Annotated in this window: 12 protein-coding genes; 5 read left to right on the top strand and 7 right to left on the bottom strand. The window is 60.2% G+C overall.

Annotated features, from left to right (window positions below; all coding sequences use genetic code 11):
- Window positions 1-40: 40 nt before the first annotated feature.
- From ODQ19_RS03740 to aspA, 7 genes are all read right to left on the bottom strand, one after another.
- Window positions 41-4,639, bottom strand: coding sequence for a dermonecrotic toxin domain-containing protein (locus ODQ19_RS03740; protein WP_330209363.1), 4,599 nt, complete (start codon window positions 4,637-4,639; stop codon window positions 41-43).
- A 139-nt stretch (window positions 4,640-4,778) separates the two neighbouring features.
- Window positions 4,779-5,870 (bottom strand): polyamine ABC transporter substrate-binding protein, encoded by a 1,092-nt coding sequence (locus ODQ19_RS03735; protein ID WP_330209362.1) that lies wholly within the window; start codon window positions 5,868-5,870, stop codon window positions 4,779-4,781.
- Window positions 5,867-6,901, bottom strand: coding sequence for a histone deacetylase family protein (locus ODQ19_RS03730; RefSeq protein WP_330209361.1), 1,035 nt, complete (start codon window positions 6,899-6,901; stop codon window positions 5,867-5,869). The genes ODQ19_RS03735 and ODQ19_RS03730 overlap by 4 nt, the downstream gene beginning before the upstream one ends.
- Before the next feature lie 132 nt (window positions 6,902-7,033).
- A complete protein-coding gene (locus ODQ19_RS03725; protein ID WP_330209360.1) occupies window positions 7,034-8,026 on the bottom strand; it encodes an AraC family transcriptional regulator in 993 nt (330 codons plus the stop codon).
- Between the two features lie 50 nt (window positions 8,027-8,076).
- Window positions 8,077-9,054: an asparaginase gene (locus tag ODQ19_RS03720; RefSeq protein ID WP_330209359.1), complete on the bottom strand. Its 978-nt coding sequence runs from the start codon at window positions 9,052-9,054 to the stop codon at window positions 8,077-8,079.
- A 76-nt stretch (window positions 9,055-9,130) separates the two neighbouring features.
- Window positions 9,131-10,576, bottom strand: coding sequence for an alanine/glycine:cation symporter family protein (locus tag ODQ19_RS03715; RefSeq protein ID WP_034129133.1), 1,446 nt, complete (start codon window positions 10,574-10,576; stop codon window positions 9,131-9,133).
- Window positions 10,577-10,968: 392 nt separating this feature from the next.
- The gene (aspA, locus tag ODQ19_RS03710; RefSeq protein ID WP_003195657.1) at window positions 10,969-12,393 is read right to left on the bottom strand and encodes an aspartate ammonia-lyase; all 1,425 of its coding nucleotides are present in this window, start codon (window positions 12,391-12,393) and stop codon (window positions 10,969-10,971) included.
- Between the two features lie 181 nt (window positions 12,394-12,574).
- Between aspA and ODQ19_RS03705 the strand changes: the two genes are divergently transcribed.
- The 5 genes from ODQ19_RS03705 to ODQ19_RS03685 all read left to right on the top strand — a co-directional run bounded on the left by ODQ19_RS03705 (window position 12,575) and on the right by ODQ19_RS03685 (window position 17,269).
- Window positions 12,575-13,495 carry a LysR substrate-binding domain-containing protein gene (locus tag ODQ19_RS03705; protein ID WP_003195655.1) on the top strand — a complete coding sequence of 307 codons (921 nt, stop codon included), beginning with the start codon at window positions 12,575-12,577 and terminating at the stop codon, window positions 13,493-13,495.
- 168 nt (window positions 13,496-13,663) lie between these two features.
- The gene (locus ODQ19_RS03700; RefSeq protein ID WP_330209358.1) at window positions 13,664-14,044 is read left to right on the top strand and encodes a helix-turn-helix domain-containing protein; all 381 of its coding nucleotides are present in this window, start codon (window positions 13,664-13,666) and stop codon (window positions 14,042-14,044) included.
- Entirely contained in the window at window positions 14,041-15,345 is a 1,305-nt protein-coding gene (locus ODQ19_RS03695; protein ID WP_330209357.1) for a type II toxin-antitoxin system HipA family toxin, read from the top strand. The genes ODQ19_RS03700 and ODQ19_RS03695 overlap by 4 nt, the downstream gene beginning before the upstream one ends.
- Window positions 15,346-15,680: 335 nt before the next feature.
- On the top strand, window positions 15,681-16,172 hold the full coding sequence (gene purE, locus ODQ19_RS03690) for a 5-(carboxyamino)imidazole ribonucleotide mutase (RefSeq protein ID WP_003195648.1): 492 nt from the start codon (window positions 15,681-15,683) through the stop codon (window positions 16,170-16,172).
- Window positions 16,173-16,183: 11 nt separating this feature from the next.
- Entirely contained in the window at window positions 16,184-17,269 is a 1,086-nt protein-coding gene (locus tag ODQ19_RS03685; protein WP_330209356.1) for a 5-(carboxyamino)imidazole ribonucleotide synthase, read from the top strand.
- Window positions 17,270-17,331 lie beyond the last annotated feature (62 nt).

Here is a 17,331-nt window from a genome sequence, read left to right as displayed (position 1 = left end):
CATGAATCGAGGGCGCGAACGCCCCCACCTCAGGGGGGAGTTATTTCACCGTGAAAAACAACCGCCGGGCCTGGTCTAGATTGATTTCACTGAGATACACCGCGGTTTTTTGCTTCTCGCCAAGGCCGTTGAGGGTGTCGGATTCCGCGCCACGGGCGTGCTCCTGCGGAGTTTTCAGGCGCGCGCGCAGGAATGCCTTGGCGGGCACCCAGTCGGTTGAGTAATGAAAATGCGCATACCACAGCACGCTATGGTCTTCGCGGTTGTGGATGGTGTACTCGTCCAGATAGTCCTTCTCCGGGCCTTTGAGCCGACGCCGCGTGACGGTTTTCTTGATGACGACCTCTTGGTTTTTCAGCAGCCATTCCAGAGCATGCACGGTGGGTGGATGCTTTTTGAACAACAACGACTTGCAGCGTGAAGCCTCCTTGTAGAGGGCTTGGGCCGCCTCGTTGAGTTTTTTGTCGACAAGGGCCGCCGAGGTTTTGTAACTCTCGGTTTCGTTGCTTTGGGTGAGGGCCTCCTCAATGTTCGCAGACGCCTGTTCCAGTTCCAGTGCGTGCTGGTGATACAGCGCTTCTATGCCGGAGGCAGTGCGCCCCGGCTTGGCGGCTTGTTCGGTAGCACGCTGCTTGAAAGCCTCCAGTGCGTCCAACAGGTCCTGGGCTTGATTGATGCGGGTGGCGATATCGACGGCGGTGCTGGACGTCGTTTCGACCGGATTCACGCGCTGCACCCAGACGCCTGCGGGCTTTTCGTGGAAGGTCGCCATGACCTCCTGGGTAAGCGGAGACCTGATATCCACCAGCCCGGTTTCCTCGCCTATTGCTGACAGGCGTGGGTCACCGACCAGCACACCGTTGTAACGCGTATAAATGACTTTTTTCCTGGCTTTAGGCGGGGTCGGCGGCGGAGTTGGCCGGTTTCTGATGGCGTCCCGGTCACTGTGCAGCAGCTCCAGGTGGCCAACGGTTTCGTTGTAGAAGCCGCGGATTTTTTCACGCAGGCGCGTAAGGGGAGTGGTCAGTGCAACGTTGGTAAATTCGGCCGGAAAGTCCTGCAGGCGTTCATCGAGGACATTGAACTGTTCGACCAGGCTGCCCAAGGTTTCGATGCGTTCGTCCAGACGCGACTCGCTGCGTTCGAACAGGGTTTCACGCAAGGTCTGAATCGACAGATTGGCGCTGTCGACAATCCGGTCGATGGCGTTCCAGGCATCCGGAGCCGTGGTCAAGCTGTTTTCGTCCACGCACAGATTGCGCGCCAGGGTCACTTGCAGGAACCTGAGGTCGCGAGCCGTGTAAATCGGCAAGCTTTTGCGATGTTGGCTCATCGCCTTGAAGCCGGATCGCCCCATCGCTCTAAGCTGAGCGAACCGCGATTCCGTGTAGTTCAGGCGTTCGATCATGTCCTGACTCATCTCGGTCAAAGTTTGGGCGTCCTCGATATGGCGCTCGTCGGGATGGCTGGCCTGTCGCTCAATCTGGTCCAGCACGGTTTTAAGCTTCGGCGTGAACGTGACTTGAGCTTCGCGTATGCCGGTTTCCGTCAGGTCCAACTGGGCGCCGACGTAGCGCACGACTTGCTCTTGATAGTTCGCAGTCGGGGCAAACACATTCAAGACCTTGAGTTGCTGCAGCGCCGTTTCATAGTTATTTCTCTGGGCCTCAAGCTTTTGCAGGTAGATCTCACGGCGGGCATCGGCCGAAGTGCTGGCCTCGGGATCCTCCATCTCAGCGCGGGCCGCCTGTATCTCGAACTGCGTGGCGCTCTTGTCTCGCTCAAATTCTGACAACCGCCGCTGGGCTTCCACCACCCTGACATCCGCTTCGGATCTGGACCTTTCCTGTTGTTTTTTCGGGCCGCCGCCGCGCAGGCGCAGACGGGTGTCGATGAACCATTGGCCCTGGGCGTTGTGAATCAACGTCGGGCCCGTGCGCTCCGGTTGTTTGGGGTCGATGATGACCACCGTTTCATCTTCATCGGAGTTCACCTCAAACCAGCGCTCCCCGACGGGGGCGTAGTAGTGCTGTGCGTGCCTGAATAGATGCTGGTGCTGGCCTGCCGCGCTTTCAGCGGTGCCCAGGCCGTCGGGCTTATTGACTTTGAAGCTGTCGAGCAGGGTGGCAAGTTCGCCAGGGGCGCGCTTGATTGCCCCACTGATGTGCAAGTGAGATGAATGTTTGGACGGCAACGCCTGGGTCAGGGACGGTTGTTGTTTGACGGTGACGTCCGTGGCGCTTGTCGGCTGCGACAGGGTTGGCTGGGCCTTGCGTGGGTAGCCGGGACGGTGGCTGCGGCTGGCGACATGCAAGGTGATGGCCATCCCCAGGTTGAGCAGGACATCGGTGAACGCCGACCACTCGGCTTGCTGTTCGCCGTGCTCCCGGGCCTCGATAAAGTTCTGCAGTTGATCGACCACCTGCCAGATCCACGCCGCCGTGCCCACGGTACGACCGAGAAAGGGCAGCACGGCGTTGAACATCAGCCAGCCGGCTTGCTTGAACGTGGCCCAACGGTTTTCGGCATTGGAAACCGATTGCCGATCCGACAGTTCGATCAAGGCATTGGCGTTGGCTTTGAACAGTGTGGAAAACCGGTCGCCGTTAAGCACTTGTTCACCCAGCGCCATGGGGCCGCTCATGGTCCATAGTTTGTCAGGCTCGATCAGGTAATCGGCTACCTGCCAGGGCGTAGGCAGTGCGCCGGGGAATACGTAATTGGCGTAGTCGTTACGCACCGCGTCCGGTAGCCAGGCCAGTATCGACTCGCGCAGGGTGCTCGATTGCGAAATCCCATAGATTAGATTGGCCGGGGTCGGGAACTGCATCAGGGGCGGTGTGAACATCGGTCGATACAACAGGCATGGGCCGGCCGTCAGGTCCTCGGGGCCGATCACGTACATGTTGGCAACGGTGTCCAATGTCGCTTCCGCGCGCCGCAGGGGCCGGAACGCCAATGGCCTGAGCACAATGGTTTGCCCGTCAACCTGGCGGTCAGTGGCCTGGTCTTGTAACACCGCCGCCACATAACGGTAGCCTCGCTCGTCAATGCCTTCTTGCTGGCGAATCTTGGCTTGCAACGCCTGCATAGGTAGTTGGATACGCAGGTGTTGGCTATAGAGGGTTTTACGGCGTAACGATTCCTGCGGGTCGTCCAGCAGTTTTTGTTTGATCAACGCAGGATAGGTACTGCCGATATCGGCATGGGTGACCAAGTCTACAAAATAGTTGGAGTTCATCCACCCAGGCAGTTTGAAACCATTATCGATCTCGACGGATCGGCTGCCGGTCGGCAGCGCAATCAGGTTTTGCAAGGCCAGTTCAACCACGCTCAGAGAGGTGGTTTCGAACTGCCCCGGCACCACGAAGGTGCCCCAGATGACCGGGCTTTTCACAGTCAGACGGATTCTATCCAAGGGAACGTTAGCGCTGGCAGGATGATCCTTGATCATTTGCGCTTTGATCACCTTCAACGCATAAGCCTCGATGGAGGGAACGTCGTCGAGGTAAGAGCGGCCGGCGTTCTGGTTGTGCAGGGCGGCGAGGTCCTTCAAGTGCCGGGCAAAGAAGTTCTGGTCGGCGATGGACGCCTTTGTCAGCCAGTCGGGCAACTGGTTCTGATACCAGGCAAGCCCTGGGCCCTTTTCAGGGGCAAGGGGGGCGATGACTGGCGGCGTGCCGAGGACGACATCGGCGTTATGGGTCTGGCGCAGGTCCGAGAAGTCGATTGCACCCACGGCCTCGACCAGCACGGACACCATTGCGCAGGCCTGATGATCAAAAAAGTCGCCATCAGGCTCGAACAGCCGCCAATGAATTTCCTGGTTCGAAGCAGAGGCTGGCAGGTGCAACGACAATGAATTGCCCAGGTGCTCCAGCGAGGGAAATTTTTCATAGCCCTTGAGCAGCGAATACATGAGGATCGAACGCTGCCCTTCATGTTCGCCGAGCAATACCGCGATCACCACTTCATTCTGGTGCGTCACGTGGTCAGCGTCGACGCGGTCGATATCGATCAGGCAGGCCTTGAGGTTGTAAGGGTCTTTGTCCTTCCTGTCGGCTTTATCGGGGTGGGTGAACAGGGTGCGCGCCATGGCGCACTCGATGGTGCTCCAGTCGTCTGCTGTCTCGACATTCCAGACCGCCCGCAACATGCTCGACAACTCGTGCCAATGGGGGCCGCTGCCGTTGGTTTGATTCCAGTAGGCGACCAACTGTTGCTGGAAGGCCCGCAGCATGACGGGGGCCAGCAGGTTGAGGGTTTTGGCGATTTCACAGATACGCACGGGCAAGTGAACTGCCGGCTCGACAATCGGTTGCTGGGTGAGAAAATGTTCGCCCTCGATGTACAGGGCCGGCACTGATAGAACCGCCTGTTGGGCGAGTATGTCGCTGAGTGCCTGATATTCCGTGGGCCCAGCGACAATCTCGTCGTCAATCAGTTGCCAGGTCGGCGTACCGACCATGGCGATGTCCGGGTTGATATCCAGCGTCGGGTACTGTTCCCGAAGTGACTGGCGCAACAGGGCCGATGCGGTCTCCCTGAATGAAGGGCCGACATAGAGTTGGGTGAACAGCGCTGAGCGCTCATCCAGCCGTTTGGCGTTCGTGTGGTTATTTGCAGCGGATGAGGTCATAGAGTGGCTTCCCTGTCTGACCGGTTGATGGAGATAGCCCGAGGTATAGGCTCGGAGTTTCCATGCTAGGGCTCGGCCAGCCAGGTAGGCGGTGCTTACATAGGCCTGCTGTTAAATGCACGTACGCCTGTACAGCGCTTCACCTCCCGGACTTTATCTTGGTCCAGGCCCTTGTCCTGGCGCGTTCGGCTTTGCTGTCCAAGGGCTTGAGGGTATAGAGCGTCGTCATGGCCGTGTCGGTCGGGTACAGGTTGGGGTTGTTGCGTGTGGCCGGGTCGACCCGCTCGGTAGCGTCCTTGTTCGGGTTGGGATAACCGACAAAATCGCTGACCGGCGCGATGACGTCGGGTTGCAACAAATAGTTGATGAAGGTGTAGGCGTCGCCCGGATTTTTAGCGCCCTTGGGAATGGCGAGCATGTCGAACCAGATCGGCGCGCCCTCTTTGGGCAGGCGCATGTCCACGGTCACACCATTCTTGGCTTCCTTGGCGCGGTTGGCGGCCTGGGAAAAGCTGCCGGAATAGCCCACCGCCACACAGATATCGCCGTTGGCGATGTCGGCCATGTATTTGGAGGAGTGAAAGTAGGTGATGTACGGGCGGATCTTCATCAACAGCGCTTCGGCCTTGTCGTAGTCCTTGGGGTTGCTGCTGTTGGGGTCCAGGCCCAGGTGCTGCAAGGCCAGGGGCAGGATCTCCGAGGGCGAATCCAGCAGCGCGACGCCGCATTGCTTGAGCTTGCTGATGTTTTCTTCCTTGAAGATCAGGTCCCAGCTGTCCACGGGGGCGTTGTCGCCCAAGGCCGCCTTGACCTTGGCTGGGTTGAAGCCGATCAGGATGGTGCCGTACATGTAGGGCACGGCGTATTGATTGCCCGGGTCGTTGGCCTCGATCAGCTTCATCAGCTTGGGGTCGAGGTGGTTCCAGTTGGGCAGTTGGCTGCGGTCCAGGGGCTGGAACACGCCGGCTTCGATCTGTTTGGCCAGGAACACGTTGGACGGCACCACCACGTCATAGCCGGAGTTGCCGGTGAGCAGTTTGGCTTCCAGGGCTTCGTTGGTGTCGAAGATGTCGTACACCAGCTTGATCGACGGGTGCTGGGCCTTGAAGTCTTCCAGCGCCTTGGGCGTGATGTAGTCGAACCAGTTGTAGACCTTCAGGGTTTTTTCTTCGGCCTGGGCTGCGCCGCTGACAACCACGGCGCACAGGGCGAGCGACTTGAGTATGTTCATTGGGCTGCTTCCTCGAAACCTTCCAGCACGTTGACGGCGTTGACGCCGATTTCCTCCACCGCGTAGCCGCCTTCCATCACGAACAGCGTGGGCTTGCCCAGGCGGGCAATGCGCGCGCCCATGGCCAAGTAGTCCGGGCTTTCGAGCTTGAACTGCGAAATGGGGTCGTCCTTGAAAGTGTCCACTCCCAGGGATACCACGATGATGTCGGCGGCGTAGCGCTCGATTTCGGCGCAGGCCTGTTCCAGCGCCGCGCTCCAAGCGTGCCAGCCGGAGCCGGCCGGCAACGGATAGTTGAAGTTGAAACCAACGCCGGCGCCCTCGCCATGCTCATCGGCGTAGCCGAGGAAGAACGGAAACTCTGCCTCTGGATGGCCGTGGATCGAGGTGAACAGCACGTCGCTGCGCGCATAAAAAATCGACTGTGTGCCGTTACCGTGGTGGTAATCCACGTCGAGGATCGCGACCTTTTTGCAGCCCTGATCAAGGAACGCCTGGGCCGCGATGGCCGCGTTGTTGAGGTAGCAATAACCGCCCATCAAATCGCTGGCGGCGTGATGCCCGGGCGGGCGGCACAGGGCGAAGGCACTGTGGGCGCCTTGGGCGATGGCGGCCTGCGCCGTAAGGGCCACTTGCGCCGCGCTGTAGGCCGCTTGCCAGGTGCCGGCGGTGATTGGCGCGCCCCCGTCGAAACTGTAATAGCCCAACTGGCCGTGCAGGCTGGTGGGCAGCACGCGGCGCAACGTACGAGCGGGCCAGGTGTAGGGCAACAGGTCGCCGTCCTGGCCGTACTCGGTCCAGCGTTGCCAGGCGCCTTTGAAGAAGTCGAGGTAGTCGCGGCTGTGGATACGTTGCAGCGGTGCCAGGCCGAAGTCCTGAGGGGCCTGCACGGGGCCCAGTTCACGGTCCTTGACCCGTTGCAGCACATGATCGGCACGCGAGGGCATTTCGAAGCAGGGCATCAGTTGCCCGTCCATCAGTTCACAGCGGCCGTGGTGCAGGTGGTGATCGTCCGAGTAGATCGTCAGCATTTGTTGTTCTCCGCAGGCTGTATCGGTGCATGCAGTCTTGCGGTGGGCACGGTTTATGAGAACGACAGGAGCGGCCAAAAGGGGATCAATATGGCCAAAGTATGTGTCCGCAATTCGCCCCTCATTGGCGCGTCATGCACGAAATTGGCTCGGCGTCACGCCGCTCCAGCGCACGAACGCATGCCTGAAACTCGCCGTTTCGCTGAACCCCAGCGTCTCGGCAATCCGGTGGATCGGCCACAGGTGGTCAGCCAACAACTGTTTGGCGCGTTCAAAGCGCAACTCATCGAGCAGTTCCTGATAGCTGCAGCCCAGGTTATGCAGGTGCCGGCGCAGGGTACGCGCCGAACAGTTCATCTGCTGAGCCAGGCCATCGAGCCCAGGTGCGGCGTGCAGTTGTGTGGCCAGCAACTGGCGGATTCGCCCCAGCCAGGCCTCGCGCCCGGTGAACTCGGTGTTCTGTTTGCGGCAACGTTCGACCATGGCCTGATGGGTGACCGCGTCGGCCAGGGGCAAAGGTTGGGCGAGCCAGCGTTTATCAAAGGCGAACGCGTTGGCGATAGCCTGAAACTGGAGCGGGCAGTCGAAGCTCTCGGCGTAGCGGGTCTGATAATCCGGCGCATCGTGCTCGAACCGAGCGCCCAGCAACGGCAGTGGATGGCCGAGCAAGTCGTCGCAAATGACCTTCAGTGATCCCAGGCACAGCTCGACATTGAAGGCAGTCAGTGCCGGGTTTTCGCGGTAATCGCCGGCCGTGAACCAGATACGTTCGCCGTCCTCTTCCAGGCTCAGTTCGAAGAGTGTTCCCAACAGCGCCGGATACCGCAGGGCCAGGCGCAAAGCGTCACCGAAAGTGGCACTGGTGAGCAGGGCATAGCCCAATAGGCCGTACGAGGAAACATGCATACGCCGTCCAACGATCAAGCCGATATCACGCTGATGGGCCACGGCATTGGCACACACTTGCATCTCCTGATGCGTGGCGATACGTGTGTCGGCGCGGCTCAAATCCGCCGCACAGATGCCGCTGCCGGCCAGCAATGCTTCATGGGGCAAGCCTTCGGCCTCGAAGGTACGCAGCACCAGGGACACGGCATTGAGGGTGGTGAGGTGGGAATGCAGCATGGGAACTTCCAGCCAGGGGATGGCTGGAAGTAGAGCAAGTTACATGCCGCTCAGCTCAGCTCGCCGCACAGGTCCAGTTCCACCAGGCGGCGGACTTCGGCGCTGTCCAGCCCCGCACCAATCAAGGCGTTGAGCTTGCCGAAGGCCGCTTCTCGGGTCATGCCGCCGCCGGACAGTACACCCACGCCGCGCAGGCGGCTGCCGGCTTCGTAGACATCCAGTTCCACGCCGCCTTCATGGCATTGGGTGATCGCGACCACCACCATATCCTGGTCCTGCGCACGCTGGAGACTGGCCAGGAAGGCTGGGTTGTCACTTGGGCCGGTGCCGCTACCGAAGCACTCGAGCACCAGCGCCTGGATGCCGCTGTCGATCAGTGCATCCAGTTGCGCGGCAGTGATGCCAGGAATCAGCGGCAGGACGCCGATGTTGGCCGGGGCCTTGTCGTTGCAGTAATCCAGGGCGGCGGGAAGCTTGTCTGCCAGGGCGACACCGCCATTGCGTTGCAGTGCGGCAAACGGGTTGCGCCCAAAACTGCGAATTTTCGCGCAGCGAGTCGGCGCCATCAGCGCGCCGTGGAAGTACAAGTGCACACCCGGCTTCAGGCCTTCGCCCAAGGCCGTCAACGCACCGCTGACGTTTTCCCAGGCATCGCTGTCGGGCACACCGGCGGGCAGCATCGAACCGGTGAACACCACCGGCGCCGGCAGGCCCAGCAGCTGAAAGCTCATGGCCGCCGCGCTGTAGGCCAGGGTGTCGGTGCCGTGCAGGATCAGCACGGCGTCGCAGCCAGCGTCTACCGCCTCGACCACGGCGCTGCGCAGGCGTTGCCAGTAGGCAGGGTTCATGTTGGCGCTGTCGATCAGTGGTGACATTTCCCGCAAGCGCCACGCGGGCAGGTCTGCGTCGGCGAACTGTTCACGCATGCGTACTTCAAAACCAGACGCGGGTGCCAGGCCATTGGCGCTGGCCTGCATGCCAATGGTGCCGCCGGTATAGAGCACCATGACGTTATTAGCTGATTGCATCGAAAATCTCCTGAACGAAAAACGCCGCCGGGCCCAGAGCATGCCCAAGGCCGGGCGGCGTGTCATCTAGCCGTGATTAACGTTGCGCTTGAGCGCTCAGTTCAGCTGCCGGAGCCGCCTCGGTTTTCACCGGGTTGGCCGGCCATGCCTTGCGGTCCAGGTCCAGGTCGGGGAACTGGCTGGAGTCGAACACCGGAGTCTTGATGCCCGCTGCGCGCTGGTTGTCGTAGTCGTTGAGGATGCGCATGGCAATCTTGAACAGGAACGCCAGGGCGAACAGGTTGACGAACGCGAGCATGGTCATGGTGATGTCGGCGAAGGCAAACACCGTGCTCAGGTTCTCGATGGAGCCCCAGAAAATCAGCACCAGCACCAAAGCGCGATAACCCATCAGCACCTTGCGGTTGTTGCCGACCAAGAAGCGCAGGTTGCTCTCGCCCAAGTAGTAGTTGTACATGATCGAGGTGAACACGAACAACGCCAGGGCCACCGAGATGAACATGCGGCCCCAGTCACCCACTACCGCCGCCAGGGAGTTCTGGGTCAGGGCAATGCCGTCGCCTTCAAAGCCTGGGGTGTAGAAACCGGACAGCAGGATCAGCAACGCCGTGCAGGTGCAGATCACGAAAGTATCGAGGAACACACTGAACGCTTGCACCACGCCTTGGGCGATCGGGTGTTCTACCGACGCCACTGCCGCCACGTTAGGCGCACTGCCCAAGCCTGCTTCGTTGGCGAACACGCCGCGCTTTACACCCATGATGATCGCGCTGCCCACCAGGCCACCGAAGGCTTGGTCGAGGCCGAACGCGCTCTTGACGATGGTCGCGAGCATGGCCGGTACGTGGTCGAATTGCAGCACGATCACGTACAGGGTCACGGCGATGTAGACCAGGGTCTTGACCGGCACCAGCAGGTCGGCGATCGAGGCGATACGCTTGATCCCGCCGATGAACACCAGGCCCAGCAACACCGCCAGCGCGAGGCCGGTGTAGGTGGTGTCGAGGCCGAAGGCGTTGTTCAGCGAGTGGGTGACAGCGTGGGCTTGCAGGCCGTTGAAGGCAAAGCCGAAGGTCACCAGCAGCAGGAACGCCATGACCATCCCCAGCCAGCGCTTGTGCAGACCGTGCTGGATGTAATACGCCGGGCCGCCACGGTAGGTGCCCTCAGCGTCGGTGCGCTTGTACAACTGGCCGAGGGAGCACTCGATAAAGCTCGAAGACATGCCCACCAGCGCGGTGACCCACATCCAGAACACGGCACCCGGGCCACCCAACGTCACGGCAATGCCGACACCGGCAATGTTACCGGCCCCCACGCGGCCCGCCAGGCTGAGCATCAGCGCCTGGAACGAGCTGAGTTGACCGGCGCTGCTCTTGAGGCTGTCTTTAAACACCGAGAACATGTGGAAAAAGTGACGCAATTGAACGAAACGCGAGCGGATCGTGAAATAACCGCCGAGCCCGACTATGAGCACGATCAGTACTTTCCCTGAGAGGAAGTCGTTGATGACTTCGAGCATGGAGTGTTCCTCGCTGATTTTTCTGATGGCAAACGCAGGACGGTCCGACGCATCGCTCGGCACCAGGCAGTGCACGACGCTCGATCCCCATCCTTTTGCGGGTGTTGTTATTCATGCGCTTTCGCGTGGTTCCCGGGCCTCGTTACCGACAGCCGCAGACGCGAAGAGGGGCGGCACTATACCTAGGCGAGCGTGATCCGTCTGCACGGGGCGATTAAAGGTTTCAGCGCGGTCGTGCAAGGCGAGGAAGGTTTGCGGTGCGATATTAGATTTTTTATGGGCGTCATGGAGCAACCTCAAGGCAAAAAAAAGGGCCTGAAGAACGAGCCTTCAGGCCCTCAAAAGGTGAGAGGTGTCTAGTCCCTCAACCTGGTGAGCGGTGCAACAAACGCTTAGGCCTTCAGCGGGACCAAGCGTGGGGCAATCATGTTTTCGGGGCGCAGGATGTCGTCGAGCATGGCGTCGTCGAGCAAGCCTTCTTCACGCACCAGTTCCAGCACGCCGCGCCCGCTTTCAAGAGCGATACGCGCAATGCGGGTGGCGTTTTCATAGCCGATATACGGGTTCAGCGCGGTGACCAGGCCGATGGAGTGTTCCACCAGTTCGCGGCAGCGCGCTTCGTTGGCGGTGATGCCGACGATGCAGTGCTCGCGCAGCATGTCCATGGCGCGTTGCAGCAGGCGGATCGAGTCGAAGATCTTGAAGGCGATCAGCGGCTCCATCACGTTCAACTGCAGTTGGCCGCCTTCGGCTGCCATGGTCAGGGCCAGGTCGTTACCGATGACCTGGAACGCTACCTGGTTGACCGCTTCCGGGATCACTGGGTTGACCTTGCCGGGCATGATCGAGCTGCCAGGCTGGCGAGCCGGCAGGTTGATCTCGTTGATGCCGGTGCGTGGGCCGCTGGACAGCAGGCGCAGGTCGTTGCAGATCTTCGACAGCTTCACCGCAGTACGCTTGAGCATGCCGGAGAACAGTACAAAGGCGCCCATGTCGGAGGTGGCTTCGATCAAGTCGGCCGCCGGTACCAGCGGCTGGCCGCTGATGGTGGCCAGGCGTTGTACGGCCAGGGCCTGGTAGCGCGGGTCGGCGTTGATGCCGGTACCGATCGCGGTGCCGCCCAGGTTCACTTCAGTGAGCAGTTCTGGCGCAAGAGTTTTCAGGCGGGCCAGGTCTTCACCCAGGGTGGTGGCGAAGGCGCGGAATTCCTGGCCGAGGGTCATCGGCACGGCGTCTTGCAACTGGGTGCGGCCCATTTTCAGCACATGGCTGAACTCGGCACCTTTGGCGGCGAACGCCTGGATCAGGCTGTCGAGGCTGGCCAGCAGCGCGTCATGGCCCAGCAGCAGACCCAGGCGGATCGCGGTTGGGTAGGCGTCGTTGGTCGACTGCGCCATGTTCACATCGTTGTTGGGGTGCAGGTACTGGTATTCGCCCTTCTGGTGACCCATGGCCTCCAGCGCGATGTTGGCGATGACTTCGTTGGCATTCATGTTGGTTGAAGTACCAGCGCCGCCTTGAATCATGTCCACCACGAACTCTTCGTGGAAATCGCCGCGGATCAGACGAGCACAGGCTTCGCTGATGGCGGCGTGCTTGGCTTCGCTGAGCTGGCCCAACTCGCGGTTGGCGTCAGCCGCTGCTTGCTTGACCATTGCCAGACCGACCACCAATTTCGGGTAATGCGAAATCGGAACGCCCGAGAGACGGAAGTTATTCACCGCTCGCAGGGTCTGGATGCCGTAATACGCTTGAGCCGGTACTTCGAGTACGCCAAGCAGGTCTTTTTCGGTACGGAAAGATGCAGCAGAGGACATGACGGAAATCATCTCAATATGGACCCGGAACTGGCCGGAACGCTGCGAATGCTAGGCTTGTAGAACTTTTTGGGCCAATGCTGTTAAACACTGGCCTATGCACAAACGGCATAATGTGGATGTGACCCAGTTATCTTGGCGGGCGTGTGTGCCAAAATGGTGCATTCCGTGGGAGGCAGTGATGAACCTTGAGAGCAAGTGGTTGGAAGACTTCAGCGCCCTGGCAGCGACGCGTAGTTTTTCCCAGGCGGCTGAGCGGCGCTTTGTCACCCAGCCGGCGTTCAGTCGGCGTATCCGTAGCCTGGAAGCCGCGTTGGGGCTGACGCTGGTCAACCGTTCACGCACTCCGGTGGAACTGACGGCGGCCGGGCAGTTGTTTCTGGTGACGGCGCGCACGGTGGTCGAACAGCTGGGCGAAGTGCTGCGCCATTTGCATCACCTGGAAGGCGGGCAGGGTGAAGTCATGCAAGTGGCGGCCGCTCACTCCCTGGCACTGGGCTTTTTCCCGCGCTGGATCGCGCAGTTGCGCAACGAAGGGCTGAACATCGCCACGCGATTGGTCGCCACTAACGTCGGCGACGCGGTACATGCCCTGCGCGAAGGCGGTTGCGACCTGATGCTGGCGTTCTACGACCCGGACGCGGCGATGCAAATGGACGCCGAGATTTTCCCGTCGCTGCACCTGGGCAACACCGAAATGCTCCCGGTATGCGCCGCCGATGCCGACGGCAAGCCGCTGTTCGACCTGGAAGGCGAGGGCAGCGTGCCGCTGCTGGCCTACAGCGCCGGCGCGTTCCTGGGCCGTTCGGTGAATTTGCTGCTGCGCCAGCGTGCCCTGCGCTTTACTACTATTTACGAAACCGCGATGGCCGACAGCCTCAAGAGCATGGCGCTCGAAGGCTTGGGTATCGCCTGGGTGCCGCAGTTGAGCGTACGTGCAGAGTTAGCACGTGGCGAACTGGTGGTGTGCGGCGGGCCGCAATGGCATGTGCCGCTGGAGATTCGCTTGTATCGCTGCGCGTTGGTGCGCAAGGCCAATGTGCGGTTGTTGTGGCGCAAGCTGGAAGGTGGGGCGGCGCAAGGAGATCGAGGTCTCGCTTGAATGAAATTGAGTGGTTTAGTGCTCAATAGATCGATTTTTGTCATTTTTTGATCATTTTTCTGCCCAAAAAGTATTGTTCAATATGTGATCACTTGCCGGATAAATATTGGCTAGAATACTGATCAAAGGTTTGTGTAAATCCATCTTTTGATCAGGGAACTGCACAAAATGCGAATGACGACGATGAGTGAGCAAGCTATCGCACAAGCGATTGGCTCGCGCGTTGAAGCCTTGAGGGTGAAGAAGAACATCAATCAGGAAACGGTTGCCGAGGAGGCGGGTATTTCCCGCACGACGTTACGGCAGTTGATGGCGGGCAAGGGCACCTTGCTCAATCTGATTGCGGTATTGCGGGTGATCGGGGAACTGGATCGGTTGAGCTCTCTGGTCGAGGACGTGCGTTCAAGCCCCATCCAGATGGCGAAAATGGCTGGGAAAAAACGTCAGCGCGCCTATACCACCCGCAAAGACTCATCCGAAACCACCTCAGTACCGGGCCAGAAAAAGCGCCTTGTGCCCGACGCAGTCAAGAAGGACACCCGTTGGTGATTGCACAGATCTATTTATGGGGTTTATACGTCGGAGCGCTCAATTGGGACCAGACAACCCAGGTGGGCGAGTTCGAGTTTTCACCCGAGTTTGTCTCCACGGGGCTTGAGATCTCGCCCATTCACATGCCCGCCCGCGCCGGGTACACCTACGCCTTCACTAACCTGAACCGGGAAACCTATAAGGCGCTTCCGGCAATTTTTGCCGACTCGCTTCCGGATGACTTCGGTAATGCATTGATCAACGCATGGTTGGCGCAGCAGGGTCGCGACAAGCTTTCGTTCACGCCGGTGGATCGACTCCTCTACCAAGGTAATCGCGGTATGGGCGCGCTGGAATATCGGCCGGCCATGAACACGGAGGCTAATGAAGCCCAAACCATCGAGATCGCGGCGCTGGCCCAGTTGGCTGGGGAGGTGCTCTCGGGGCGGCAAAGCCTGGAGGACCGGCTGACATCCAATGACCCTAGCGTCGACGACGCCGCGTTGCAGCGCTTGATCCAGGTGGGCACAAGTGCCGGTGGCGCTCGCGCAAAGGCGATCATTGCCATCAATCGCGAAGGGCATATCCGGTCAGGGCAGGTTCCAGCGCCCAAAGGCTATAGCTACTGGTTGCTCAAGTTCGATGTCGCAAAAAACACTGACGTGCTTGCTGACAGCCTGGGTTTTGGTCGCATCGAATATGCCTACCACCTGATGGCCAGGCAAGCCGGTGTGGTAATGACTGAGTGCCGTCTGCTTGAAGAGGGCGGGCGTGCTCATTTCATGACCAAGCGATTCGACCGCACCGATGACGGCGACAAGATTCACACCGCGACCTTGTGCGCACTGGATCATGCCGGCTACAAAAAACCGGGTGAGTACTCCTACGCCGAGGCCCTGAACGTGTTTAGGGCGCTGAAACTGGGGCGTCGGGAGGCGGAACAGTTTTTCAGGCGCATGGTGTTCAACGTTATCGCTCGAAATCAGGACGATCACACCAAGAACATCAGCTTTTTGCTGGACACTGACGGTACCTGGTATTTGTCGCCTGCCTATGACATTACCTGGTCCTATATGCCTGGAAACTTCTGGGTCGACAGCCATCAGATGAGCATCAACGGTAAGCGCGACAATTTTGTGGTGGATGACCTGCTCAGTGTGGGCAGCCAGATCAAAGGGCTGAAGGCCAGGCAGATCATCCGTGAGGTGCATGAGGCGGTGGTGCAATGGCCTGTGATCGCTGCAAAAGTGGGGGTCTCGTCGGTGGTGATCGATGCCATTGCCAAGACCCATCGACTGGACCTCGCGCCTGACTCTTAAGTCAATAAAACCGCCACTTTGCGTCGCTAGACAGATGGTCATCCCAGGGGCTGTTTATCTGGATTATTACGGTATACTGCGCGGCCTTCGGCCGGTCCAACCGGCCGCGTTTCGAGGTCAGAACTCGCCGAGCGAAGATCAGGCAAGGCAAAAACAAGCGAGGAAGCGGAGTTGGCTTTAGCCAATGAGCATTCCGAGTTTGTTTTTAACGCAGCCTGATTGAGCGCAGGCAGTTCTGGCCCGAAACTAATTCGTACAACAAGCCACGCCGGTCTCCCGCGTGGCTTGTTGTTTTTTGACGCGCCTGCGGGCGCCCAGAGAGAAGAGGCACGACGATGAGTGCATTGGTTGGCGTGATCATGGGCTCCAAGTCCGATTGGTCCACCCTTAGCCACACCGCCGATATGCTGGAAAAACTCGGCATTCCGTACGAAGTGAAGGTGGTCTCCGCCCACCGCACCCCGGACTTGCTGTTCCAGTATGCCGATGAAGCAGAATCCCGTGGCATCGAGGTGATCATCGCCGGTGCCGGCGGCGCGGCGCACTTGCCTGGCATGTGTGCGGCCAAGACTCACCTGCCGGTGCTTGGCGTGCCGGTGCAGTCGTCGATGCTCTCGGGCGTGGATTCGCTGTTGTCCATCGTGCAGATGCCGGCCGGCATCCCGGTGGCAACCCTGGCGATCGGCAAGGCCGGCGCGATCAACGCAGCCTTGCTGTCCGCCAGCATCCTGGGCGCCAAGCACCCGCAGTTTCATGCGGTGCTGAAAAAATTCCGTGCTGAGCAGACAGACAGCGTGCTGGACAATCCAGACCCACGCATCGCCTGAGGTTGTTGACGATGAAAATCGGTGTAATCGGTGGCGGCCAACTGGGCCGCATGCTGGCTTTGGCGGGTACGCCGCTGGGGATGAACTTCGCTTTCCTGGACCCGGCGCCGGACGCCTGCGCCGCGGCCCTGGGTGAACACCTGCGCGCTGACTACAGCGACCCGGATCACCTGCGGCAACTGGCCGATGAAGTCGACTTGGTGACCTTCGAATTCGAAAGCGTCCCGGCCGAAACCGTGGCCTTCCTGTCGCAGTTCGTGCCGGTGTACCCGAGCGCCGAAGCCTTGCGCATCGCTCGCGACCGCTGGTTCGAAAAGAGCATGTTCAAGGACCTGGGCATTCCGACGCCGGCCTTCGCCGACATCCAGTCCCAGGCCGACCTGGACGCGGCGGTCGCCAACATCGGCCTGCCGGCGGTGTTGAAAACCCGTACTCTGGGTTACGACGGCAAGGGTCAGAAAGTCCTGCGTACCGCGGCCGATGTGGTCGGCACTTTTGCCGAGCTGGGCAGCGTTGCCTGCCTGCTGGAAGGCTTCGTGCCTTTCACCGGCGAAGTCTCGCTGATTGCCGTACGCGCCCGTGATGGCGAAACCCGCTTTTACCCGTTGGTGCACAACACCCACGACAGCGGCATTCTCAAGCTCTCCGTGGCCAGCACCGACCACCCGCTGCAGGCCTTGGCCGAAGATTATTCCAGCCGCGTACTCAAACAACTGGATTACGTCGGCGTGATGGCGTTTGAGTTCTTTGAAGTCGACGGTGGCCTCAAGGCCAACGAAATCGCCCCGCGCGTGCACAACTCCGGGCACTGGACTACCGAAGGCGCCGAGTGCAGCCAGTTCGAAAACCACCTTCGGGCGGTGGCGGGCTTGCCGTTGGGCTCCACGGCCAAGGTCGGCGAGAGCGCCATGCTCAACTTCATCGGCGCTGTACCGCCAGTGGAGCGTGTGATGGCGATCGACGATTGCCACGTGCATCACTACGGCAAGGCCTTCAAGGCCGGGCGCAAGGTCGGTCACGCCAACCTGCGTTGCAAGGACCGTGCGACGCTGCAGGCGCAGATCCTCAAGGTTGAAGCGCTGATCGCCGAACAATAAGCCTGGCCACGGCGGGAACCATTGGGGTTCTGCGTCTCTCTGATTGCAGGATGCCAAAGCCT

The sequence above is a fragment of the Pseudomonas sp. AM4(2022) genome (assembly GCF_036346515.1).
Lineage (GTDB): Bacteria > Pseudomonadota > Gammaproteobacteria > Pseudomonadales > Pseudomonadaceae > Aquipseudomonas > Aquipseudomonas paracarnis.
This window is presented reverse-complemented; position numbering and strand designations above follow the sequence as displayed.